The sequence below is a fragment of the Devosia sp. genome (genome assembly GCF_041917035.1).
Taxonomy (GTDB): Bacteria; Pseudomonadota; Alphaproteobacteria; order Rhizobiales; family Devosiaceae; genus Devosia_A.
On record NZ_JAYRYM010000001.1, the window covers coordinates 44,694 to 68,302 of the forward strand.

Below are 23,609 nucleotides of genomic sequence, written 5' to 3' on the forward strand. Positions count from 1 at the left end.
AGATGATCCGTGGGCTGGCGAGCCGCGGCTGGTGGAAATGGGGGCTGCGTGGAGCTGAACGGGAGCAAAACGACGTTGCTCGCCCGCGCTCGCATTATCGCGAGAGAACTGGCTATTTCCGCAGCCACGCCGCAGGCTCGGGCCGACGCCTGCCTCGGCCTGCTTGATGAGCTCGGGTCGGATAGCCGGGTCGAGGGCTTCCGTCGTGCGCTTCACGCGTTGCCGGTCGACGAACGACACTATTGGATCGGCACGCTCTATACCCTTATGCTACCGAGCAAGGTGCGGCGGTCGCAGGCCACATATTTCACGCCACCGGCCGTTGCGGACGCCGTTGTGGACCTCGCCATCGAGGCCGGTTTCAATTTCGCCCAGGACGACGTTCTTGATCCTGCGGCCGGGGGAGCCGCCTTCCTCTCGACGATTGCGGGCCGAATGGCGACTGCGGGCCTCGCCGCCAAGGACGTAGCCTATCGCCTGAACGGCATCGAGATCGACGCGGGCCTGGCGACGCTCTCCCGGCGGCTGATCGCGGATCGCCTTGGCGCGGCCCTGCCCCGTGACATCATCGTCGTCGACGATGCCCTCAAGGCGAAGATTCCGGCCGCCTACGGGCTGGTGATTGCTAACCCGCCCTATGGACGTATGTCGATCGAGGAGGTGCGCGGAAGGGCTTGGCGACGTGTGGCCCACAGCGGCCACATCAACAAGTACGCGCTCTTTGCAGAGCTTTGCTTTCGGCATGCGAAGCCTGGCGGTGTCGTCGCCCTCGTCATTCCCTCGAGCTTTCGCGCCGGTCCTCTCTACGACCGCATGCGAAGTTTCATTCGGTCGCGCGGCGAAGTTCTGACGATCGGTTCGATTGCCGGTCGGGATGGTGTTTTCCTGGACGTCGCTCAGGACATTAGTGTGCTGATCGTGCGCAAGGGAAAGGCGCATCGCGCCGATGCCAAGGTGCGCTTTCCGATCGTCGGAGTGACATGCTCGGCGACGCCGATCGTCGAGCAGGCCCTACCGCCCAAGTCGGGCGACGCTTGGCCACTTCCTGCGATCGATCCCCAGACCGTCGGCGGTGCAACCCTCGCCGACTATGGCGTCGGCGCCAAGACGGGATATTTTGTCTGGAATCGCGAGCAAACCCGGCTGGTTTCGAAGCTCGGAGGGCGGCGGGGTTTTCCGTTGATATGGGCGAAGAATGTTCGGTCGGGGGCACTCTGCCGGCCCTCCGGTAAGAAGGGCATTCAAACAGACTTCGTGACGTTCGCCGAGGACAGCGCAGCTGTGATCCGCTCGGCGGCGGCGGTCATGCAGCGTACCACGAACGACAAACAGCCACGTCGGCTGATAGCGGCGATGGTCGATCCTGCCGTAGTCGCCCGCTGGGGCGGCTTCGTCACCGAGAACCACACGATCGTTCTCACATCCGAGAACCCCGAGCAGCTTGCCCTCGCCGTCGCTCTGCTGAACACGAGTGCGGTTGATCAACGATACCGACGGGTGTCGGGAACCGCCGCCGTTTCGGTCACGCTGCTGCGCAAGCTCGACCTCCCTTTGCCGGCGGTTTTTCGAGAGGCGCTTCGTGACGCGGATGGCGACGCGGAGGCCGCAGCGCTTGCGGCCTATCGCGTCCACGCCAAGATGGTCGAAGCCTGATGGCGCGTCATCGGCCCTTCGATCGCGCGCCAGGAACTGAGCTGCAGGATCGGACGCGACAACGGCAAATCCAGCTCGAAAAGCGCGCCGGGCTAACCTCGAAATTGGCGGATCGTGCTTCGCGTCGGGTGGCCGAGGCCGTGGAGGTCGCTGCCCCCGCCAAGCGCCCCCCGCGAAACGTCCAAGGATATATGGATGCGCTTGCAACACAGCCTCTGCATCGCCTGGGGTCGAGCGAGCCGGCAGCGCTCACGCTTGCCTATCTGAGGTTGGTGCGATCTGCTGCAGAGGTGGCAAGCGATGGGTCCGCGCAGGTAGTCATGCCATGGCCACCGATGCGGATGTCGCCGTCTGCGATCGTGGCTTTGCTGGCGATAGGCGCCGTCGCCAGTGCCGATCAGGACGAGGTAATAATTGCGAATGAACGCACCGCCTGCCGCAAGCGGGCCGACGAGGTGCATGCAATCGTCTTCCCTTACGCGCGAAGCACCCATGCGCAGGCGCGGGCAGTGCAGGTCGACCGGCATGGCCTGGGTGAAGTGCATTTCGACCATCTGAAGCGCTATCAGAGCGGAGAGAACGATCCCGCTAAGGACTATCATCAGGTCCTGGCGCGTGTCCGCAAGCTGACAGGTCGCGCCTCGGATGGCCGCGACTACCCAGAATTCGAGCATCCAATCCTCGATGAGATCGTGCCTCACGGTCCGCCTCGTGGCGACAGACCTTCCAACAGCGAGTTGCTGTGGCGCACGCGAAGCAAGACCGACATTGCAGCGCACAAGCGGTCGGGCGCCGCGGACGACCCAGCGATCGCCCCCTATTATCTCTTTACGATCCGAGCGGCGGACCGGCTTGGGGTCGAGTTGCGAAGCATCAAGTCCGCGCCGGACCTCCTGATCCTTGACCTCTCGCGCAACGCGCGGGACCGGTTGGGGTGGAACTGGCTGAAGCGGACCACCGAGATGATCGGCTGCATGCGCGAGGTTCATCCGCAGGCAGGCATTCTCGTGCTCGCCGATGATCCATGGACCTACCAGACAGCGCGCTTCCAGCTGTTGGGAGCCAAGCAGGCCGGACGCAAAGGTAAGGTGATCCCCGCCTTGGGTCACGTTGTCTACTCGCCAACCGCCGGCATCATCCAAGACAGCAGGCGGCAAGAGCGCGGCTTCGAGGGTGCCGAACGTATCGATGTCGATGGCTTTTTTGGTGACGTTGACCGCAACATCGAGCGGCTCCGCGGACTGGCGCACAGACTATCCGAGATGGGCGACCCCGCCGGTGCGGAGACGGTAAGAAACATGATCGGTACGGTGCGGCGGTCGGCGTGCCTACCAGGATCGATCACCGAACTCAGCAGGTTCCTCGAACACGAGACGTCGACCGCGACGGCAAACGACCAGTTGGCGACTTACCGCGTGGCGGCTGACGTGGCGGCCCTGTCCGATCCCCGCAGTCTCGCCAGCCAAGCAGACGCTGATACGCATGTTGCTGCCGAAACGACCAGCGTCATGCGTCTGCTGGAGCGGGCCACGCCGATGTCGTCGCTACTGGAGGAGTTCGTCCAGCCTGCACTTCGATCCAGCTCGAGGTCAGCCTTCGTGTTTCGTTCGGATATGATTGCGGAATTCGCGGCGGACCGACTGGGGCCGTCTTATCCGAAGCTCGCGGAACGGCTGGACCTCGGCCTGATCCGGTTCGGAGGGGCGCGCGTACTGAACATTATCGCGGCAATGCCCAGCGCACTGCGCAACCAGTTCAAGCGGGCCATCATCGTCGCACCGACTCGATCGGCAATTCTCGCGACCCTGAGCGAACAATGGCTGCCCGATCAGATCGTCATGCTGGCCGATGCCGACACATTAGCCTTCGCAGCGAGGGATGCCGAGCGTTTGGCAGAAGCAATAGATGTCGCTCCGCTCGCCGCCCGACTGCGGGCATTTGCGAAACGTGCTGCCGCCCGCGTTGCCGAAATCGGGCGTCACGCAGTGAAGCTCGACACCGAAATGCCCCCCGATGACATCGAATTCCCCGCGGGCCTTGTTGTCGACCTGAGCGGAGGGGGTCGGGGCGAGCGGCGCCTGGTCGAGCTTTCGATGCATAACGGCCAGCGTATTATCGCACGCCAGTCGACAGGCATCGTCCTGCGCAACGACAAGGCCGCGACGACTTCCTTCATCGAACGGCCGGCCGCGCAGGTGCGCGAAGGCGAAGAGGTCTGTGTCATCGGACCAGGTTTCGTCGAGCGGGCACGCACCTTGGTCAATGTCCGCGCGACGGCGGCGGCAGAGATTCGGGAGTACCATCTTCAGGTCGCCCGCCGCTTCGCTCAAGTGCCTGGCGATTCCGTCAACGAGCGCTTGCGGGCTGTCGTATCTCAGATGGGTGAACCCCGCACTTCGATCGAGACGGCCCGCTATTGGGTCGACCTCGACGAAGAACTCGACAAACCCCTTCACGACGTCGTGCCGCATGCGCCGCACGATCGAGAGACGTTCATGCGCTTCACGGCCGCGCTCGGCATCGGCACAAAACTCGCCGAGAGTTTCTGGCTCTGGGCCGTGGTGGCGCAACGCTCGCACCGGATACGCTCGGGGAACGTCTTTCACGACGCCTTCCGGGGTATTCTGACCGATCCGCACGCTGCGCTCGCCACGAATCGCGAGCGTGGTGATGACATCCGTGCCCTGCGGCTGATGGCCGAGGAGCACGTGGCAACCGTCGCGAAGACGCGCAGCTTGGAGGCGCAGTGAAGGGACTATCGGACAAGCAGCTGGGCGAGATCGACGTTGAGCTCAAGGAAGCCGTCTGCGATGCTCTGGTCAACGCGCTTGTCGGACGTGTCAGCGGCAGCGACGAGCGCGGACGGGCAATCCTGGGCAGCTCACCTCGTCGTGGCCTTTTCGCGGGCCAGCTACTGCCCCGTTTTGACGTCGGCGGCGTCGTAGACGAAACCTCCGACATCCGGATCGCGTCTGTCGGCATTGATCTAGTGGTGCGCGCCGGCAGCGGCGCAACGATCCGGGTAGCGCCGCGCTTTTCGATCTACGTGCGCGTGATCCCGTTGTGGTCGGACCTCGTCGCGGGGGGAGGCGAACTCGACTTCGACTTCAAGCTGCGCAAGAGCACCCAGCAGCAGATCGACGACACAATACGCGCACAGCGCGTGCCGGCGCTGCAGGCGGCCGGCGTTGACCGGCCGGACTGGAAAAACCTGGATGAGGCGAAGCGCTCCAAGGTGCGGGCGCAGCGCGCGCAGATCCTCGCCGAGATCCGGACGAAAGCCTACGCCGCTCACGGCATCAAGCTGTTGTCCGGTGAAGCGGAGCCCCAGGTCGCGCCGGCAGCCGTTGACGCGGCCATTGCCGATCCAAACACCCCTGAGGACAACGCGGCGCAGCCGGCACCAATTGCCCGCTTGATCCGCGAGGGGCGAGCAATCCCGTTAAACCTCGTAGACCCGGCCCCGGTGCCAGGCAAATGGCGTCGGATCGAGCTTGACCTGCCGGTCCTGGACTTTGCCAGCGATGCCGATCAGGACTCGCTGAGCACGACCATCAGCGGCTATAACAGCCGCCTGACGCAGGCAGTCGCCGATCAGCTCGAGGCTTGGGTGACTGGACATGGCGTCAGTGAAGCGTGGCGCGATGCAACGATACAGCCCCACGATACACTGGACGAAGCGCGGTGGACGGCGGCGATGGCGGCACTGGCCGCCCGTCCAGTCGACCGCGCGCGGGTCGTGCCGGACCTTTCGCGGGTCGCGCTGAAGGTCGAGCGCCAAGCGGACTTCCTCGACCCTAGGCGCCTGTCGTTGCGGGTGATGCTCGACAACCAGTCTGCCGAGTTGACGCCCAGAGACGCGCAGGGACGATGCAACACCGTATTCGGGGCGGGGCTTTCGGTGACGTTGCCTCAGGCGGCGCACAGGCCATTGCGGCTTGACCGTGTGGAACCATCCTATCGGTTCCGCGACCATCTCGACTATCCGGCGATCGGCCTCAATTGCGGGATTCGCGCTGACCGAGAAAGCGGCAAACTGACGCTCGCCACCACGATCGCGCCACGCTTTACGCAGCCGCGTATCGTCGCTCGCCAGATCGATCTGCCCTTTCAGTTCGCGGTTCTAAAGGATCCGGGCTTCGACGCGCGGAGGCTCCTCGAACTGCCGCGCGCCTATGCGAAGTGGATCGATGAACAGGAGGTTCGGCTCAAGGCGACAGTAGGAGCAGGGCTCGACCGCGCCGATGCGGAAATCGAATCCGCCCGGCTGCGAAAAGACCTCGCAGCCCAGCGGGCAGAAGCACGATACATCGAGCGCGGCGTGGAGCTGTTGATAGCCTCCAAGCAGGCGTTCGACACGCTCCCGGGTCACGAGGGGGGCAGCCGTGCCGAACTAGAGCGTCGCGCGGCGCCATGGCGTGCCTGGATCATGACCAACGAGGCGTTCGCGCTTCGCGACGCGTCCGATCCCAAACGCGGCTGGCGCCTGTTTCAGATGGCATTCGTCCTATCCCACATCCCCGTGTTCGCCTCGCGGATGGCAGATTGGCGCGAATATCACGATGAGATGCTCGACGAGGACGGCGTCAGCCTCCTTTACTTCCCGACGGGCGGCGGCAAGTCGGAGGCATTCTACGGCACGCTGCTCTTTGCGATGTTCCTTGACCGCCTGCGCGGCAAGAACCGTGGCATCACCGCGATGATCCGCTACCCGCTGCGCCTGCTCACCCTCCAGCAGGCTCAGCGGCTGCTCAAGCTGATGGTGCGGGCGGAGATGGTGCGGCGCAGGAACCATGCCGGGGAGTGGCCCTTCGAGATGGGATTCTGGGTCGGCAATCAGAATACCCCGAACCACTATCGGGCGTTCCGGGCGGACATCCCCCTGGCCGATGATTCCAACTTTCCAGACGATAGCGGGCTTGACGGCGATACAGGCGACGAGGAGATGCGAGCGCAGGGTCGCCGATATCTCGACGCGCGGGAGGCCTATGACAAGATCCCGGAGTGCCCGGTCTGCGGACAGCCAACCGGCCTCCGGCGCGCCGAGGGCGAAGGACCTCTGGGCAAGCGGGCTGTCATCGTCTGCTTCAATGATGGGTGCGATTGGAACAAGGAACATGGCGGGCGGCATCCACTGCCTTTCCTGCTAACCGACGATGCCATTTACGCCCGGGCTCCGGCCGTCGTACTCGGCACGGTCGACAAGCTCGCTATGCTTGGCCAGCACACGGCGACGATCAGCAAGGTGCTTGGCATGTTTGGCCTGGCTCGTCGGGTAGACAAATGGGGCAATTTCGACACGCCACGGCGCGAGGAGGACGTCCGCCGGGAAGCGTCCGAGGACGATTGCTCGAATGTGTTTCCCTCCTATGCCAGCGGGGCACGGGTATTCCACGACCCCTTCCCTGCGCTGGTCATCCAAGACGAAGCGCATCTGCTCGAGGAGAGTCTCGGCACGTTCAGCGGGCTGTTCGACACGCTCCTCCAGACCGTACTGGAGGACGTGGCGGATATGGCCGGGGACCGGCTTCAGGTAGCCCGGTGCTGGAAGGGCGATGGGTGGGGGGCAGCGCGGATGCCGAAAGTTATAGCGGCAACCGCTACGATTTCGGCTCCTGAGCGCCAGCTGGAGACACTCTACCAGCGTGTTCCGCTGCGCTTCCCCTATCCGGGACCAGACCTCTACCATTCGTTTTTCGCTGAGCCAGCTCCGCCACCGCCGGCGAACGCCATGCGAACCGCCCTCGCCAACTCCCTCCCGTTCGCGCAGGCGCCGGAGCAGACCGCACCATGGATGCGGCTCTACGTGTCCCTTATGACCAACGATGCCACTCACACGGTTACCAGCGTCGGAGTGCTCGCGGCCTTCCATGGGATCATCACTGCGCTCTGGGACGGGCTGCAAGACCCGGCGAAGTGCGGTGCCACGGTCGCCGCGATCCGCAGCTCGGTTTCGCCCGGACTGGTCGGAGACTGGCATCGCGCTGCAATAGATCGAGCCGTGACGCAGGGTCGTGTCGCGGACATCATGGCGCTTGTCGACCTTCACCGTATCGCCCTCGCCTATGTCACCAACAAAAAGGGTGGCGATCAGATAATTGATGCCCTCAGCGCGGCCGTTGGGCACGAACACAGACGCATCGGCAGGGCTCACGCCTTTTTCGAGAGCCGGCTGATCTCCGGCGGGATCGACATGAAGGACATCCAGGCTGTGATGGAGGTCGCCGAAACGTCGTTTCAGGGGGCGGACTATCCCGATATCACGTCCACCCTTCGCAACATCGTGGCGACATCCGCCATCAGTCATGGCGTCGACGTGGACCGCTTCAACAGCATGTTCTTCGCTGGCCTACCGTCGGACATCGCAGAGTATATCCAGGCCTCGAGCCGGGTGGGCCGCACCCATGTCGGTTTCGTAATGCTGTTGCCCACGCCTCAGAATCGTCGCGACCGCTACGTGATTGAGACCCATGACATCTTTCATCGCTTCCTGGAGAGGATGATTGCGCCGCCGGCGGTTGAGCGGTGGGCCGAGAATGCCATCAAACGGGCGATGGCGTCCTACGTTCAGACTTGGGCAATGCTGCGCGAGGCCCACGAATTCTTAGATCAGAACGACGCTCGTAAAGCGGAAGTCGCCCACATGGATCAGATCAGCCGTCTCGGAACAATGGCGCGGCGCAATCACGTGGCGCTCTGTGAAGCTTTGGGCGGATTCATGCTGCGCGCTAGCGGATTCGCTGGCAAGGGAGCCTCAAGGCTTGGCGCTCCGCACTACGAGGAGTTCTACCGCGCCTTGGTGGAAAAGCAGGTGGATACGTTCGTCCGCGACATAGCTAGCCGCGGCACGGCTGCGAGCCTGCGCGATTACTGGGAGGATCTTCCCGCCTTCCGGCCGCCAATGACGTCGCTGCGGGATGTCGATGAAGCCGGGTATATCGTAGCTGCCGGTCGCGATCCGCTGGCGCGAGGGAGATCGACAGACGTCGACAGGCAGGATCTAGCAAAGGTCATGCGGGCAATCAGGACGCAGCGCGGGAGTGCCTCGGAAATGGACGCCGATGGAGGCAGCGATGAGCGGCGGTAAGGGCGCGGGCGGGGACTGGCGCACCTCGAACCGCAGGCCGGCCGCGTTCGGGGGAGCGAAGCGGGAACCGGATACGCTCGAGCCACCCACGATGTCGAGATCGCGGGTCCAGATTGCTAGCTCCTACGCGCCGGGCGTACTCATGACCTGGGAGGGCGGGAAGGGAATATGTCGCTCGGTGCCGCTGGCGAACGACATCACCAAGCAGTTGAACCGCACGACCATCGATCTGGTGTTCGAGAACCTCAGCGACTTCGCGACGAACTGGCGTGACAGAGCGATAAAGGCAGTGCCGGAAGCCTTGCCTGAGCTCGTCCTTGACGCACCCTTTCGCGACTCCAAGACCGGCGAAGTCCGTATCGAGCGGAACGATTTTCAGATGACCGGGCCGGACCGCGTCGGCTACGTGCCTTATCCGCTCGTCTACCGCTGCGGCATCTGCGGCTCGACCCGTGAATACGAAAGTATTTCGGATCAGGCCAGGCAACCGCTGCCGAGGAAGTGCAATGGCCACGATGCCCGTTGGACGCAGGTCGATGTCGTTTACGTGCACTGGTCAGGCGAGATTCAGCCTCTGAGTCCTTACAACTTCAACTTTGACCCTCAGACCGGCGACACGCGACAGATCAGGATGTGCACGTGCGGATCGACCAGCTTCAAGCTGCGCAACGAGGCTCCGGTGTTCTCCGAATGGAGATATGTCTGCGAAGGGTGCGGCGACACCCGCGTGCTCAAGAAGGCCGAACCGGATGTACTGGCACGTCTTCAGACTGAGCAGAACGCCGGAGGGCGACCTTTCCAGTGGATCGAAGTCAACATGTTGCCGGTGTCATACCGGGCGAACTCGACCTTCTATCCGCAACGCACCAGCTTCATCGAGTTCGAGGATAGCGCCGTCGTCGAACTGATGACGCCGTCACGGGTGGGGGAACTTGTCGCGAAACTCGCCGCGATTCACAACATTCCTTTCTCCGAACCGAGCGATGACGAGGTTCGTCAGGCTGTCCAAGCCAATTCCACACACGCCGGCGATTGGGAGGACTACCAGAGCTTCCTCGATATGGCGCGTCGCGCCGATGAGAGTAACCGGCCGGAGCGCGCCCGTTCATACCGCGATAGCGCTTATGAGTTGCGTGAGGGCTGGTTCTCTGAGGGCATCGTCGAGCGCGGCAGACTGGGAAGCGAAGCGGTGCTCAGGGCGATCAGCCAGCGCGGAGAATGGACACGGCGCTACGACCCAATCCGGCTCACCATCCAGCACGATGCGTTCGTGCGTGAGCATATCGAGCAAGCCATGGCGCGGCACGCGGCGGTCGATGTCATGGAACCGGACATTACGCTCACTGACGTTGTCAACGATCCTCAGCGCAAGGCTCGCTATCAGGCGAACATCGGCAATCTGCTCGACCATCTGGGCGTGGAGCGCTTAGTCCTGGTGCGGAATTTGCCGATCTGCGAGTTCAGTTTTGGATACACGCGGGTTTCGGCGACGCCGGTCTACAAGCGTGAGCATCAGGGTACTGCGATCGACATGCCCGTTCGTCTCAAGGCATTCGATCAGCTTCCCGTCCAGGGAACCAAGCGCCCGATCTATGTGACCCAGCAGCAGAACGAGGCGCTCTATTTCAAGCTCGACGAAGCGAGGGTGCTTCGGTGGCTGAAGGCCAACCAGATCACCGATGTGCCTGACGAGGGACTGGGGCGCGCTTACCTGGAACGGTACGAGGATTTCGGCCCGTTCCTCGAGGTATTCAAGGATCGCGAGGGAACCGGGGGCTACCCACGTACGGTGCCGGCGTATGTCTATCTCCTGCTGCATACACTCTCGCATCAGATGATGCACTCGCTTGCCGACTCCTCCGGCGTGGACCGCGACGGTATCGGCGAGCACATCTTCCCGGCCGACCTTGCGTTCGTGATTTACCGCAAGGGAATGACGCCGGACCTTGGCAATATCTCCGCCATGTGGCGCAACCATGCGGATGAGTTCCTCCGCCGCGCGATCGATCCACGCACGCTGCGTTGCGGATCGGGCAGCCTGTGCGATGCACGAGGTGGTGCCTGCCCGGCCTGCGTCATGGTGTCGGAGGTGAGCTGCATCGCTTCCAACCTGTTGCTATCGCGAGCCGTGCTCAAGGGCGGCAAAGGTCCGGAATGGGAACCGAAATCGGCTCCCGACCTCGTGGGCTTCTTTGAGGCGATGGTCGCCAAATGACAAACGAGGTGTTGATCTCGCCGCGGGCAACGGCGCGGCTGGTAGTGACGATGCCGCCCGCGCCGAGCCGGCTGGCCGATGCTCTCGCCGCTGACATCGCCAGCGATTACGTGACGCTGACGCCCACAACCGATGCCTTCAGCCATCTCGCGTCGCTGGCGCGCCAGCGTTTTACCGTGATGATCCCTTATGTCGACAGGATCGGGGCCGACTGGGCCGCCGAACTTTTCGAAACGACGAAAGCCATTGAACGAGTTTTGGTCGTACGGGACGCATCGCAGCTTGTCAGTTGCGCCGAGGCGGGGCGCCGCCTGAAGAGGGCGGTAACTCGCATCATCGACTATGGCGGTGGCGACCTGTCGCAGGAAACCTTTCACGCCAAGATTGTGCTCGCAGATGGGGTGGCGGCATATGTCGGATCGGCAAACCTGCTGAGACGCTCCAAAGCCGCCAATCTCGAATGCGGCATGTTGGTCGAGGGACCCGCCGTGCACGCGGTCAAGGTTCTAGTCGACGCCGTCTCCAATATGGCGGGACCAGTCTCTGCCGTGCCATGAGACCGCGGCGCGCGCTCGGAAGGACGATGCTATTCAACGATGACGTCGCGAGTCAGGAGTTCAGTCTCCATGAAACGCAGCGTGCGTAGGTCAATCGACACATAGATCTTCAGCCGGGCATGCGTGTGGACCCAGGTTTCGAGTTCGGTCGGAGTAATGTCGTCGTCCTTATCTCGCAGTTCGGCCTCGTCGACATAACGCAGCCGCGCGGCGAGGATCGAGTTTGCGTGGAGGATGAGTCCGATCTTGGTGTCATCGATGGCCGCGACGTCGTACCCGTCTACGCTGACAATTTCATCGAGCTTGGCCCCCAGTACGGAGACGTCGGACAAGGAGCCGTAGTAGACGAATTCCACCAAATCCAAGTCGCTCTCGATAGCTTCAATCAGTTGTTCATCGAAACCGGGCGCTGCGAAGATCTCGTCGGCTATCGCTTCGAGATCCCCTCCGCCTTCTGCGGTCGCGGCGGCCAGGACATCCTCTAGTGTCTCCAGGGGGAGAAGCGTATCGTGCTCTCCTGCAGCCTTGCGAAGAGCTGCATCGCCGCTCACCACGTACATCGATATCTCATTGCTATTGCAGTAGCGGGCGAGCGCCTCGACGATGAAGGCGTCCGGGAATTCCTTACTGCCGCGATGATCAAATGGCGGGCGGCCGTCGAAGTAGCGATCGAACACGATCCGAGCTGGAACCTCTAGCGCCAGCACGGAATGGCTGCGGAAGCGTTTGACCAGCACGTCAACGAAGCCTGCCCAGGCCTTCTCGCCGAGAGCTGAACCGTCGACATCCCTGACTGTGACGTTGTCCTCACCAGTGAGCTGCGCGATCCGGTTAAAATCCCGGACCAGCCGCTTGGCCTCCGCGGCCATGGCGACTGCGGTTTCCTTTAGCTGTCGGTGAATTTCGGTCAGTGTGATGTCGGTTGTATGCAGGACGACGCGCCCGTCCTCGATCTGCTTGGCGAGCAGCGCGAAAGGAGTGTTCGAGATGTTGAACGCGGCCCGACGATAGACCTCTGTGTCGAGGAACACGTGGCGTGTTCGCAACGGCTCAGTCGGATTTCTAACGGGTTTTGCCATCGCTAGCTACCAATGCTCCGATTAGCGAACAGAGATATCCGGAGCGGCAACCTACAGTGCATTCACGCACGGCGTCGTCCTCTTCCTGTCGCCTCGGGCAACTCCAAGTCGTCTATGGGATTGGACGCCCTACTGCGCCAGCCATGCGGTCTGTATTACCGATGGGTCGAAACGACACGAGACCGAACGTGACCGCGCAGCTGGCGACGTGTGCGTCGTTACGCACCGCTCCAGAGCGAGTGAACCAGACGGCGAGCGTCATCATCTGCGCAGAATTCGCAGTCCGGCACCCGCGGTCGCAGCCGCCGGAGGCGGCCAATGGGGGCTCGCCAGGGGTCGACCGTCCAATAGTTGGTTACCGCCGCGCGATGATTGGACCTCAAGAGCTCGATCACGAGCAACACGCCCGCCAGCGCCGACACAAAGGCAAATGGCGCCAACACCTGCCGCCCCTCGGGCGTGAGCAGCGCTTGCGCGCTGCATAGCTCCTTGAACAGCGTATCGTAGGCCTTGCCGACGATCGCGCCCATCTCAACCGAAGGATGGGACTTGGCGATCCGCGCTGCCGCGTCGGCTGTGATGAATCCTTCCCGAACCATCTCGATGTCGATGCCGAGTCCCTCGGCGATGGACCGTTCACGCGCGTGCTCGTCGGGAACGTGACGATAGATGCAGGCGAGGCAGGCTCCATCGGTCGGCTGGCTATGGCTGTGGACGATGACCGCGCGCGCATCGGTCGTTGACGCGTCGATAACCCGCCGCGGAATTTCCTTCTGCAACGACCGTCGCGCCCGGCGGCTGTCCACCGTCACGATCGCGGTGTCGACGAGCCCTGTCCTGGCAACGAGCTCACCGAATGTGCATACATGCGGCACCAGCTTCAGCTCGGGGAAATCCTCCTGGGCAGCTTGTGCCAGGGTCGGCGCTTTCGGCAAATTGACGTCATCGTTGGTGAAATAGAGGCAACGATTGGGGTTGCCCTCCCCAACGACCTTCGGGTCGACAATCGGCAACGTGCCGCGAACCTGCACATGTCGGAGCGCTCGCAGAAAGCCGTTCCCAACGGCACCGCCGCCGACCAGTACCGCACCGGAAATATCGAAGGGCGTGGTGAGACTGCCCTCGGGGATGCCAAGCTCGGCAAAGTCCACGGACAGCGGAAGACCAAGACGTGGCAGGCTCGATGAGCTGATGACCCGATGCAGCGCAGCGGCTGTAATGTGGCATGCGGCGAGCGCCGTCAGCAGCGGATGAGCATCTTCATCTAGGTGACGCAGCGGCTCTACATCGACGATAACCCCACGTCGATTCAGCGATGCATATAGATATGGTCCGGGCGTCGCAGGCTCTGCGGGTCCGAGCACCAGCTCGAGATCCGGCTTACGCTGACTCGGGCGCGCCGCATGGATGGTGCGCTCAAGCAGATCCTCGACTTCGCCAGCTGCAGCGGCAAGGCCTGGAGCGGCCGTCACGAGGACCGTCCGGTCGAGACGCTCGGCGGCATCCGCTTCATCGATCCCGAGGAGCGAGGCCAGCATGCGCGCATTTTCCTGACCGACAGTGGTCATCAGCAAACCTCCAACAGGGTCGCGCCGGACGCTTCTTCCCAGTGGTTTCCAGTCGACAGGACGTAGGTCGCCGCGAGGTCCAAGAAATTGTCGACCGTCGCCTCTTGAGCAAACCGCGGCAGCACCAGCGACAGGGCGCCCGCATGTCGAATGATCGCCCAATCATCGTCAGCTTCGGAGTGGAAGGCCCGGCCGGGATGGGAGTGAACCTGGGCGAGCACGCGCAGGCGTTTTCCGCGCAGATGCGCAAACAGCAGCTGCATGCTCGGGCCGTCGAAGTAGAACTGGTCGGCCCGCGTCCGTTGTCGCGGTTCGTAGAGTTCCTCGATGCGGCCGGCTCCCCGGCCGAGCCAGAGCACGGCCCGTTCGTGGCCGATGCGCCCGCCGTCCTGCAGTCGCTCGATGGTCGCCGCCACCACGTCTCGTCCGACTTTCATCCGGCTCATCCGACCGCCCTCTTCCAACCGCGCCATAGCTGTTCGAGGATGCCCAGCAGGTCCATCCCCGGCTTGCCGCGATAGCCATCCCAGCGTTCCCCCAGGTGGCTGGGATGGGTGTGGAACTCGCGCGAGCCGCGCATGCAGACAAACGGTCGGCCAGTCGAAGGATGGGCGCTGCCGTTGAAGATGCTGCCCACATTGGGCGGGGCCGACCTCAGATACGCCCCGCTCGCCGACAGCAATTCGATCGAAGGGGGCAGGTCATTCCACTGGTCGCACAGCATGCGAATGCGCAACGGCTCCGCCTTCGTGTGTCCGAAGACGATATCGAGGATCGGGTACTCCGTGGAGACGACCGTCCAGGCGCGGTGGACGACGGTCCGGGCGCTCAAGCGGCCGACGTCGCCCTCGAACTTGGCGCGCGAAAGCTGCTCAAGCACCGCCGCCACCCTCGCGCGGGCCCCACTCGAGCTCGACCCTGCCGGCCAGGCCGTTCTGGGTGAAGCTGCGATCGGGATTGATGTCGCGCCCTCCGACGGTCACGACCCAGTCGGTCGTGTCCGTCAGGTCCAGTTTGGCGGCGGCGCGCGCCAGGACCTGCTTCACCACAGTAACCGGGGGCACGCGCAGCGCGCCTTCTTCCGGGAAGGTGCCGCTGGTCGTGAACACCGTCACCTCGACAAGCTCGTGCGGGGCCTTGGGACGCGTGCGCAGGTGCTCGACGGCTTTGCCGGCCAGCGAGACCGTCCCGCCACTCGACAGGACGATGTCGGGCTCGCCGGCGCGCTCCAGCACCAGTTCGCGATCCGGTCGCATGGCGATGAGGCCGACCAGAAGGTCGACCGGGATCGTCTCATTGCCCCAGACCTGGTCGATCTCATCGACGGTGAAGGAGAAGACCCGGTCGCTCTGCAAAGCGTAGAAGCGTGGGGTCTGGTAGTCACGCAGGTCGATCTCGGCGTCCAGCTCCACAAGCTGGGTCCGGCCCGCGGCAGCGAGAATGAGGCGGAAGTCGGACCGCGGCTTCAACCCGCCACGCGTCAGAACCTCCCGGCCCGTCACGATCCTGTCGCGGGACGTCACGGGCGCGTCGTTCAAGAAATAGGCCTCGGAACGGGCCAGTTCGGCAGTAGCGCTCATCGGTCAAATCTCCATGCTCGGGACTCTTGACGCCGTCCGTCCTTGGACTAGACTTCGATTCGAGTCCCACTATGGACAGTCTATGGGTGGACTAATTTTGCCGTCAAGTCCAAAATGAGATCGGAGCACAATGGCTATGGGAGAAAGCTCTCCCGGTGCCCTAGCGGGCGCTGGGCAAACGCGGATTCCTGTTGAATTGCAGGCCTTCTTTCGGATGGCAGAGCGATGGAACCTCTCCACCGACCAACAGATCACCCTCTTGGGGTCCCCGCCGCGCTCAACATTCTTTAAGTGGAAAAAAGAGGGAGGAGCCGTCCCCCCCGACACTGTCGAGCGCCTCTCTCACTTGCTGTCGATCTGGAAGGCGCTGCAAATTCTCTTCACTTCTGACCAGGCGAGCGACGCGTGGATGCACGCCCCAAATGACTTCTTCAACGGAGACAGCGCGCTGGACGTCATGCTCGGAGGAAAGGTGATCGATATCTATGCGGTTCGGCGGTACCTCGATGCCCAGCGCGGTGGATGACTACCCGATCGTGCGCTACACCGACGCTGGATACCGACTGATCCCTTCGCGTTTCCCGCCGGTGTCGGTTTATCGCGACCTCGTCGCGCCCGATCAGGTCGAAGCGTTGGTGGAAGTCGAGAACAAGACCAATCCTCGCCTGCGCCTGCAGGATCGCCTGATGGCGCGGCGCGAGGCGCCCAAGCTCGATTCCGCCATGCTGCAGAACTGGAACCTCGCTCCATTCACCTATGAAAATCCCGAGGGCACAACGTTCTTTGCCCCCGAGCGATCGTGCCTCGAGCTCGCCGACACGCCCCAGACGGCGCTGGCAATCTCGGTCGCGCGACGGTCGCGCTTCCTGTCTCGCACAAAGGAAGCTGCCACTGGTCTCGACATGAGGATGTTGAAGACTCCCGTCGATGGCAAGTTCATCGACCTGCGCCAGGTGTCGGCCGAGCTGCCGCAAGAGCAACGCTGGTCATTGGGCGAAGCGGTTCCGCCCGATGTCGACGGCATTCTGTTTCGGCCGGCCGAGCGTCCCACGGCAACCGCGATTGCCGTCCTTAAGGGCCAGGTGCTCGCCCGATCGATTCAGACAACGCACTATCGCTTCGAATGGAACGGCGTTCGTATCGACAGGCTCTATGCCTTCGACGAGGAGGGAACTGTGCTACGCCCCGAGAGCCTGGCAGGAAAGGAAGAGGTTCTTGCTGCGTAGAATCGAAATCGTCCTCGGCTGCGCAAAATCCCTGTGGCGCGCGTTCTGGCCGCGCCGACCATCCAGTCCACGGCCCGCGCCCAATCAACCTTACGTGCCTCGGCCGCGGATTCGCGTGGCCCATTGGCGGGGAATCGGTTCAGCACCTCCGGGCCATTGGAACGCCTGTCACCCCTCCACCGAGCACATCTTCAAAGCCGAGCTGACCTGTCCGCGTGGCCACCGGCTGACGCTCAAGGGACATTCCATCAGTGAAGCGGGACAAGTCCAGCCGAGTGTCGTTTGTCGGCATCCCGCTTGCGACTTCCACGAATTCGTCGTGCTCGACAATTGGGCGCAGCGTCGGGCCGTGCTGCCCGCGATGCCCCATTGAACAGAGGTCGGGACAACGAGAAGATCTTGGCCATCAAGCGTCACACCGTCATCGTCGAAGGCACCCTGGCGTTTCGCATGCAGCGCGCCGCGGCGGCGCGTGCGGGAGACCACGGCCGCGATGTCGCGACACTCCCCCTGTTGGCAGCACGCCTCGCGGGTGGCTTTACTCGACCCGCAGACCACGCCACTCTTGTTCCGATCGTTGCTCGGGCGCTCTCCGAGCTCGGCTTTGAGGAGTTGGAATCGGTCAAGACGCGGCCGGGCATGGCGCGTGCTGTGCTTGCCAGCCTGGCGCGGATATGGGCTGCGGATATTCGGTTCGACGACCCGCGGTTTGCGAGCGCCCGTCTGAGCGATCTGGGGCGCATCGAGGCCTACCTGCGCAGCCACATGCCAATGGGCACGCTGCTGCCCCCCGATCTTCGCGACCGAGCGATCGCGGGCACGGGACGCGCCCGCGCCACGGTTGGCAATCTGCATTTCCACCGGCTGATTTCGATCGATCCGCTTTGGCGGCCGCTCATCACCGCCCTTGCCGCGGTTGTCGAAATCACCTGGGATGCGCCGGGCACTCGCGATCGCAGCTGGTTTCCAGGCACGCTGCTCCACACGGCCACGCAGCCCTCCCAGAATCCGATCTGCGATGTCTGTGCCGATCCGCGCGCAGAGGTGGTCGAGGCGCTTCGCTGGGCTCGCGAGCTGTTGAGCGATGGCGTAACCCAAGCCTCGGACATTGCAATTACGAGCGCTGACCTCGGCGCGTGGGATGACCACATGCTGGTGCTTGCTGCGGACGCTCAACTTCCCATTCATTTTGCCAGCGGCGTTTCGGCCCTGAGCACACGTGCCGGCCAGGCCTGCGCGGCGCTCGCAGACGTGATGATCAATGGCCTGTCGCAGGATCGCGTCCGCCGCCTGTCCTTGCTCTCGCCCTATCTGACGGAGGCACTTCCGGCTGACTGGATGAAGGGCATTCCCACCGAAGCGGGTCTATTCGAACCGGAGCATTGGGCCGGTAGTCTCGAGCCGCTGAGGCGTGCTGATGGATCCTCCATCGCGGCAACCCTCATGCCCGTGCTGCATGACCTCGATGTCGGACCGGCAGCGGCGGTCAAGCTGGGGGAGACATTGCTGCGCGGCAAGAGCCTCGGGCTCTGGCGAGAAGCCCTTCGCCTGGGACCGGCAGCGGCAATGGAGATGACACTTACGTCACTGCGTATCGCCGACGAAAGCGATCCCGCCAACAACGTCGTCTGGGCAAGAGCGGCCGACCTCGTCGGCGCGCCGCGCATGCACATGCGCCTGCTCGGGCTATCGAGCAGAAGCTGGCCGCGCGCCGATGGGGTGGACCCGCTCCTGCCCGATCATGTCCTCAGCGGAAAAGACCTAGTGGACCTCTCCCGGCTTGAGCACGATCGGCTCGCCTTCGAGGTCCTTGTCGGTCACCCGGCCTCGCGCGCGACCTTGTCGCGCAGCAGACGCTCGGCCGAGGGTGCGTTCCTTGCCAAGAGCGCGTTGGTCCAACGGAAAGTCACGGAGCGTCCGCGTTCGCGGACCAGAACGCCGGAGCACGCATTCAGCGAGGGGGATCGTCTGCTCGCGCGCACTGAGGATGCGCTCGATCTGCCGCGCATGCAGAGCGTTACCGTCTGCTGGACCGACTGGACGCACCGTCTGGATCCCACGCCACATGACGGTGGGTTTCGGAAAGACCATCCGGCCGTTATTCGCGCACTGGGCATGCCGCAATCGGCCACTTCCCTGCGGCGCCTGCTGCGCGACCCGTTGGGCTTCGTTTGGGCGCGTGCTTTGGGGATGACAGCGCCCGAGCTTGCTGTGGAGCCGCTGCAGCTCGATCCCGTCACCTTCGGCGACCTGGTGCATGAGCTGCTTCGCCTCGCTGTCGAGCGCATCGAACCCACACCCGGCCTTGTCGGGGCAACACCAGAAGAAATCGATAATGCCCTTGACGCGGCAGCACGCGACGTCGCGGAGCGGTGGCCGCTGACCCAGGCGGTGCCACCTAGATTGTTGTGGCTGGACACAATCGAGGAGGCACGGCGGCGTGCTCGTCGCGGCCTCACGATCGATGAGCGCTTCGGTCCGGGCACCCGCAGCTTCAGCGAGGTGCCGTTCGGCGCCGCGGAATCGCCGGGTGAGCGTAGCGAACCTTGGGACCAACGCCAGGAGATCGTGATCGGCCAGTCCGGCATTCGCCTGAAAGGCCGCATCGACCGTGTCGATGTGAAGCCCGACCGCCGCGGTGTGCGCATGTCCGACTACAAGACCGGCACGACACCGCGCAATTTGGGCGACGTGATCCTGAACGGTGGGGCGGAAGTTCAGCGCGCGCTCTACGCCATCACGATCAGGCAGCTCATCCCCGAAGCCAGCACCATCATCGCCCGTCTCGTCTACCTCGACACGATGGGTCCTCCGGCTGGCCTTGACGGCGACATCCTCGAGCGAGCGGAAGAGACAGCGCTGCGCTTCATCGACATCGCGGTCGAAGGCCTCAGAAATGGCATCGCCTATGCCGGACCAGATGCTTTTGCTGGCTACAACGACCTCAGAATCGCACTGCCGGCAGCGCTCGACCGCTATCAGCGGAGGAAGCAGGAAGGGTTCAACGCCGCGCAGCAAAGGCTCGTGCCGCTTTGGGCGGAGCCATGATGCTGAGCGATGCCGTCGAACGCAATCGTGTTCTCACCGAACTCGACAAGACGCTGCTGGTTGAAGCGGCGGCAGGCACGGGCAAGACGTCTCTGATTGCGGGTCGCGTCGTGATGCTGATGCTAAGCGGTGCCCCGCCCCGCAGCATTGCGGCGATCACCTTCACCGAGCTGGCTGCCAGCGAGTTGTCATTGCGCATTCGCGAATACGCAACACAGCTACTGGCTGGCGAAATCCCGAAGGTCTTGCGCGGCGCCATCAGCCTCGAACTGCTCGATCACAAGAGGCAGGTCCTCAGCGCGGCGATTGATGCCTTCGACGAAATCACCGCGTGCACGATTCATGCGTTCTGCCAGCAGATCATCATGGCCTATGCGGTCGAAACCGGGCTCGACCCCGGATCGCAGATGATGGATGCGCCAACGGCCGATGCGATGTTCGAGAGCGTCGTCTCCGGATGGCTGTTCGACCGCCTGTCACACGGCGCCGGTGAAGGCGAAGACCCGGTCGCCGTTCTTTCCAAATTCGAACCGCTCAAGGTCATCAAGGACAGCTTTGATCTTGCGAAGCTCAAGCTTGAGCACCACGGCGCGGGCACCGTGCCGGTTGACCTCGGGCTACGCAAGGACGTCGACTTTGTCGAGAGCGTCCGCGCCTTTCGACGCTGGCACGCAAATTACCCCAGGGAGCGCAGCACGGGGACCCTAATTGACGAGCTGGAAACTCTGGCGGCCTTCTACGAGAACTGTTTCGAGACCCAGCCGACCTTCGCCCGGTTATGGGAACTTGCCGATCCCCCGCGCACCGCCTCGATGAAATGGAACGAGTTCACCTTCATTGAGCCGCGCAATCTTGGCCGTTGGAAATCGGCTTACGGAAAAGACGACGGACCCGGACTCTCCCAGCAGGCCGGCGAGCATTTCCGCATCTGTGTGATCCGGTTTGCCGAGCTGCTGGGCCAGGTCGGCGATGCCATGGTCGGCCAGATATCAATTGCCCTCGACCCGGTGACAGACCTCTACAGGCAACGCAAGGAAAGCGCCGCTGTTCTCGATTTCGATGATCTGCTGCAGCGCGCGCATGCCCTCGTCACCAGCAATGAGGCCGTCCGGACTGCGATAGGTGAGCGCTTCGCCCATATCCTCGTCGACGAGTTTCAGGACACCGATCCGATCCAGGCCAGTATCCTGTTTTCGATATCGGCGCGCAGCATGCCCGACCGGTGGGAGGACGCCGACCTTCGCGATGGGGCGCTTTTTGTCGTCGGAGATCCCAAGCAGTCCATCTATGCGTTCCGCGGCGCCGATATCGATAGCTACAATCAGGCGAAGCAGGCTATCGCCCGTTTCGGCAAGGACCGCATCATTCATGTAGGTGCCAATTTCCGCTGCCAGCCCGCCATCATCGACTACGTGAACAGCGTGTTCGAGCCCGTTCTCGATGCAGACGGACAGCCAAGCTACGGCGCGCTAACCGCCACGCGCGAGGGGGCATTGCACGGACTTGCCTGCGCCTCCCATGTCACGGCGGGCGACGGGCAGAAGGCCAAGATGCCGCAGCAGCGGGATAACGAGGCGGCCGTCATTGCAGAGATCTGTTCAAAGCTCATCGGCGCCATCGAAATCGAAGATGAGCATACTGGGGAGCGCCGCCTGCTCGAGGCTGGTGACATCGCACTTCTGGCTCCCACCGGCACCGAGCTCTGGCGCTACGAGCGCGCGCTCGAATCCTTCGGGCTCGCCGTTGCGTCGCAGGCCGGCAAGACGCTCTTCCTGCAGCAGGAAACCCAGGACGTCTTGGCCCTTTTGCGCGCCCTGGCGGATTCGCGCGACCGGCTCGCGTTCGGCGCATTTATGCGTGGACCGATGGTCGGCCTGACGGACGAAGAATTGCTCGACATTGCCGAAGAGGTTCACCAGGCTGGACGCGAGGCCTCGTACACGGGGGTGTTCGACATCACGACCCCGCCGGCCCTGGTATCCAATAGTGTCGCCCGCGCTGTCCTCGAAACCCTGCAAAAGCTTCGCGCGCGCGTAAACGTAACGACACCGCGCGTGCTTTTGGCCGAGGCAATAGAGCAGCTTCAGTTGCGCGTCGCGCTGTCCGTCCGCAGCGGCAACAATCGCGCTGCGCGCTCGCTTGCCAATCTTGACCGGATCGTTGAACTCGCGCGCGCCTACGATGTTCGGGGACTTCGAGCGTTCGTTCGCCACCTCCAATCCGACTGGGATCGCCGTGCTATGCGCCAGGAAGGACGGATTGACGCCTCGCGCGACGCAGTCGAGATCGTGACCATTCACAGCGCCAAAGGCCTCGAATGGCCCGTGGTGATCCCCATCAACATGGGCACGCAGGCAAGGCCTGCGGAGCGCTTTGTGCATCGGCAATCGGACAACACGCTGCATTGGGTTATAGGCGGCGTCTCGTCCTCGGCGCTTAGTCTTGCCCGCGAGGAGCAGGCGCGGCGCCAGGCGCTGGAAAATCAGCGCATGTGGTATGTCGCGTGCACACGTGCCCGAGACCTGTTGATCGTGCCCTATCTTTCCTCTGCGGGACCAGCGGCCTGGTCGAAACTGGTCAATCTCCGATTCGACCTCCTTGAAGAACTGAAGCTCCACGCGCTCGGACCAGTTCGCACAACCGCTTCCAAAGCCGAGGTGGTGGCGCAGGATGCCGACACATTCGCCCGGCAGGCCGCGATGGTGCAGGCGGCGACGCCGGCACTGCGGTGGGTGAATCCCAGTGTGCATGATGCCGATCGGGCCGAGATCCTCAACCCGACCGTATCAGTCGAGCCCCTTGGCACGTTCGAATATGTCGAGCCTATCGGCGCCGGCAGGATTCGGGGGCTGATCCTGCACAAGCTCATGGAAGAGCTTTTGACCGGCGAGCTTTCGGCACAGGATGCCATTGCCGACCGCGCCGAGCGCCTTCGCGACGAGCTTCTCGCCATTGACCCCACGGACGAGCTGCCGGTCCCAGGCGAACTCGCGGCGACCGCGCTTCGGACGTTTCGCCTCCCTTATGTTCAGCGCCTTGTCCCCTTCCTGGTGCCGGAGCTCTCGGTCTGGTGTGAGCTAGACCCCGGCAATCTTCTCGCTGGCCGTGTCGATGCTATCGCCGTCGAGGACGGGAACGTCCTCGAAGTTCTGGACTGGAAAAGCGATCGCGACACGACGCTGCACCGCGCCGCGTATGTCCAGCAATTGCAGCGCTATCTTCGAGCAACATCCGCACCACGCGCCACGATCATCTACATGACGACCAGTGAAATCGTGCCGGTTCTGCCCGAGGCATGAGGAGCACGCGCGCAAGGCTAGTCTAGTCCGAACCGAAGCCGTGTAATCGTGCAGAGATCAGCGCAAAAGGGCACCGTCGATGTAAATATTCCGGGTGATGCGCTTCCACTGGGGGTTCATGCGCACGCCGCTACGAGGATGGGTTCGCAGGAAGTCGGCCACGTCATCGAGACTGGTGAGTGGGGTGGCATCAACATTGGAGCCGAAGGTGTGGCAGGCGAAAAACCCGCCCGAACCACGTTCCACACGCCCTCGCACGACGCCTCCGATGATGCGCTCAATTCTGGCAACAGGCAT

General features: G+C 63.2%; 15 protein-coding genes. 9 read left to right on the forward strand and 6 right to left on the reverse strand.

Features of this window, described 5'->3' with window-relative positions:
• Window positions 1–48: 48 nt before the first annotated feature.
• The 5 genes from ACE3TU_RS00200 (at window position 49) to ACE3TU_RS00220 (ending at window position 11,512) form a co-directional block, all read left to right on the forward strand.
• Window positions 49–1,653 carry an N-6 DNA methylase gene (locus ACE3TU_RS00200; protein WP_374618638.1) on the forward strand — a complete coding sequence of 535 codons (1,605 nt, stop codon included), beginning with the start codon at window positions 49–51 and terminating at the stop codon, window positions 1,651–1,653.
• 191 nt (window positions 1,654–1,844) lie between these two features.
• The gene (locus ACE3TU_RS00205; protein WP_374618641.1) at window positions 1,845–4,403 is read left to right on the forward strand and encodes a hypothetical protein; all 2,559 of its coding nucleotides are present in this window, start codon (window positions 1,845–1,847) and stop codon (window positions 4,401–4,403) included.
• Entirely contained in the window at window positions 4,400–8,740 is a 4,341-nt protein-coding gene (locus tag ACE3TU_RS00210) for a DEAD/DEAH box helicase family protein (RefSeq protein WP_374618644.1), read from the forward strand. Before ACE3TU_RS00205 ends, ACE3TU_RS00210 begins: the two co-directional genes overlap by 4 nt.
• Window positions 8,727–10,955, forward strand: a complete 2,229-nt coding sequence (locus tag ACE3TU_RS00215; protein WP_374618647.1) for a hypothetical protein — start codon at window positions 8,727–8,729, stop codon at window positions 10,953–10,955. Before ACE3TU_RS00210 ends, ACE3TU_RS00215 begins: the two co-directional genes overlap by 14 nt.
• A complete protein-coding gene (locus tag ACE3TU_RS00220; RefSeq protein ID WP_374618650.1) occupies window positions 10,952–11,512 on the forward strand; it encodes a phospholipase D-like domain-containing protein in 561 nt (186 codons plus the stop codon). Before ACE3TU_RS00215 ends, ACE3TU_RS00220 begins: the two co-directional genes overlap by 4 nt.
• A 29-nt stretch (window positions 11,513–11,541) precedes the next feature.
• On the opposite strand, the gene ACE3TU_RS00225 is transcribed toward ACE3TU_RS00220, so the two are convergent.
• From ACE3TU_RS00225 to ACE3TU_RS00245, 5 genes are all read right to left on the reverse strand, one after another.
• On the reverse strand, window positions 11,542–12,543 hold the full coding sequence (locus ACE3TU_RS00225; RefSeq protein ID WP_374618653.1) for a PIN domain-containing protein: 1,002 nt from the start codon (window positions 12,541–12,543) through the stop codon (window positions 11,542–11,544).
• A gap of 266 nt (window positions 12,544–12,809) precedes the next feature.
• Window positions 12,810–14,159 (reverse strand): ThiF family adenylyltransferase, encoded by a 1,350-nt coding sequence (locus ACE3TU_RS00230; RefSeq protein ID WP_374618655.1) that lies wholly within the window; start codon window positions 14,157–14,159, stop codon window positions 12,810–12,812.
• Entirely contained in the window at window positions 14,159–14,575 is a 417-nt protein-coding gene (locus tag ACE3TU_RS00235; RefSeq protein ID WP_312860793.1) for a hypothetical protein, read from the reverse strand. Before ACE3TU_RS00235 ends, ACE3TU_RS00230 begins: the two co-directional genes overlap by 1 nt.
• Before the next feature lie 26 nt (window positions 14,576–14,601).
• Window positions 14,602–15,039: a putative metal-binding protein gene (locus ACE3TU_RS00240; RefSeq protein ID WP_374618659.1), complete on the reverse strand. Its 438-nt coding sequence runs from the start codon at window positions 15,037–15,039 to the stop codon at window positions 14,602–14,604.
• Window positions 15,032–15,739, reverse strand: a complete 708-nt coding sequence (locus ACE3TU_RS00245; RefSeq protein ID WP_374618663.1) for a hypothetical protein — start codon at window positions 15,737–15,739, stop codon at window positions 15,032–15,034. Before ACE3TU_RS00245 ends, ACE3TU_RS00240 begins: the two co-directional genes overlap by 8 nt.
• Before the next feature lie 196 nt (window positions 15,740–15,935).
• On the opposite strand from ACE3TU_RS00245, the gene ACE3TU_RS00250 reads away from it, so the two are divergent.
• The 4 genes from ACE3TU_RS00250 (at window position 15,936) to ACE3TU_RS00265 (ending at window position 23,312) form a co-directional block, all read left to right on the forward strand.
• Window positions 15,936–16,265: an antitoxin Xre/MbcA/ParS toxin-binding domain-containing protein gene (locus ACE3TU_RS00250; protein WP_374618665.1), complete on the forward strand. Its 330-nt coding sequence runs from the start codon at window positions 15,936–15,938 to the stop codon at window positions 16,263–16,265.
• Window positions 16,246–16,965, forward strand: a complete 720-nt coding sequence (locus tag ACE3TU_RS00255; RefSeq protein ID WP_173195012.1) for an RES family NAD+ phosphorylase — start codon at window positions 16,246–16,248, stop codon at window positions 16,963–16,965. The genes ACE3TU_RS00250 and ACE3TU_RS00255 overlap by 20 nt, the downstream gene beginning before the upstream one ends.
• Window positions 16,966–17,364: 399 nt before the next feature.
• The gene (locus ACE3TU_RS00260; protein ID WP_374618668.1) at window positions 17,365–20,013 is read left to right on the forward strand and encodes a PD-(D/E)XK nuclease family protein; all 2,649 of its coding nucleotides are present in this window, start codon (window positions 17,365–17,367) and stop codon (window positions 20,011–20,013) included.
• Window positions 20,013–23,312 (forward strand): UvrD-helicase domain-containing protein, encoded by a 3,300-nt coding sequence (locus ACE3TU_RS00265; RefSeq protein ID WP_374618670.1) that lies wholly within the window; start codon window positions 20,013–20,015, stop codon window positions 23,310–23,312. Before ACE3TU_RS00260 ends, ACE3TU_RS00265 begins: the two co-directional genes overlap by 1 nt.
• Window positions 23,313–23,369: 57 nt before the next feature.
• On the opposite strand, the gene ACE3TU_RS00270 is transcribed toward ACE3TU_RS00265, so the two are convergent.
• Window positions 23,370–23,609: a hypothetical protein gene (locus ACE3TU_RS00270; RefSeq protein ID WP_374618672.1), complete on the reverse strand. Its 240-nt coding sequence runs from the start codon at window positions 23,607–23,609 to the stop codon at window positions 23,370–23,372.

Coding starts and splice junctions, on each gene's coding strand:
- ACE3TU_RS00245 (WP_374618663.1), bottom strand. CDS start 15,739: ATGAGCGCTACTGCCGAACTGGCCCGTTCCGAGGCCTATTTCTTGAAC.
- ACE3TU_RS00230 (WP_374618655.1), bottom strand. CDS start 14,159: ATGACCACTGTCGGTCAGGAAAATGCGCGCATGCTGGCCTCGCTCCTC.
- ACE3TU_RS00220 (WP_374618650.1), top strand. CDS start 10,952: ATGACAAACGAGGTGTTGATCTCGCCGCGGGCAACGGCGCGGCTGGTA.
- ACE3TU_RS00265 (WP_374618670.1), top strand. CDS start 20,013: ATGCTGAGCGATGCCGTCGAACGCAATCGTGTTCTCACCGAACTCGAC.
- ACE3TU_RS00270 (WP_374618672.1), bottom strand. CDS start 23,609: ATGCCTGTTGCCAGAATTGAGCGCATCATCGGAGGCGTCGTGCGAGGG.
- ACE3TU_RS00215 (WP_374618647.1), top strand. CDS start 8,727: ATGAGCGGCGGTAAGGGCGCGGGCGGGGACTGGCGCACCTCGAACCGC.
- ACE3TU_RS00255 (WP_173195012.1), top strand. CDS start 16,246: ATGCCCAGCGCGGTGGATGACTACCCGATCGTGCGCTACACCGACGCT.
- ACE3TU_RS00205 (WP_374618641.1), top strand. CDS start 1,845: ATGGATGCGCTTGCAACACAGCCTCTGCATCGCCTGGGGTCGAGCGAG.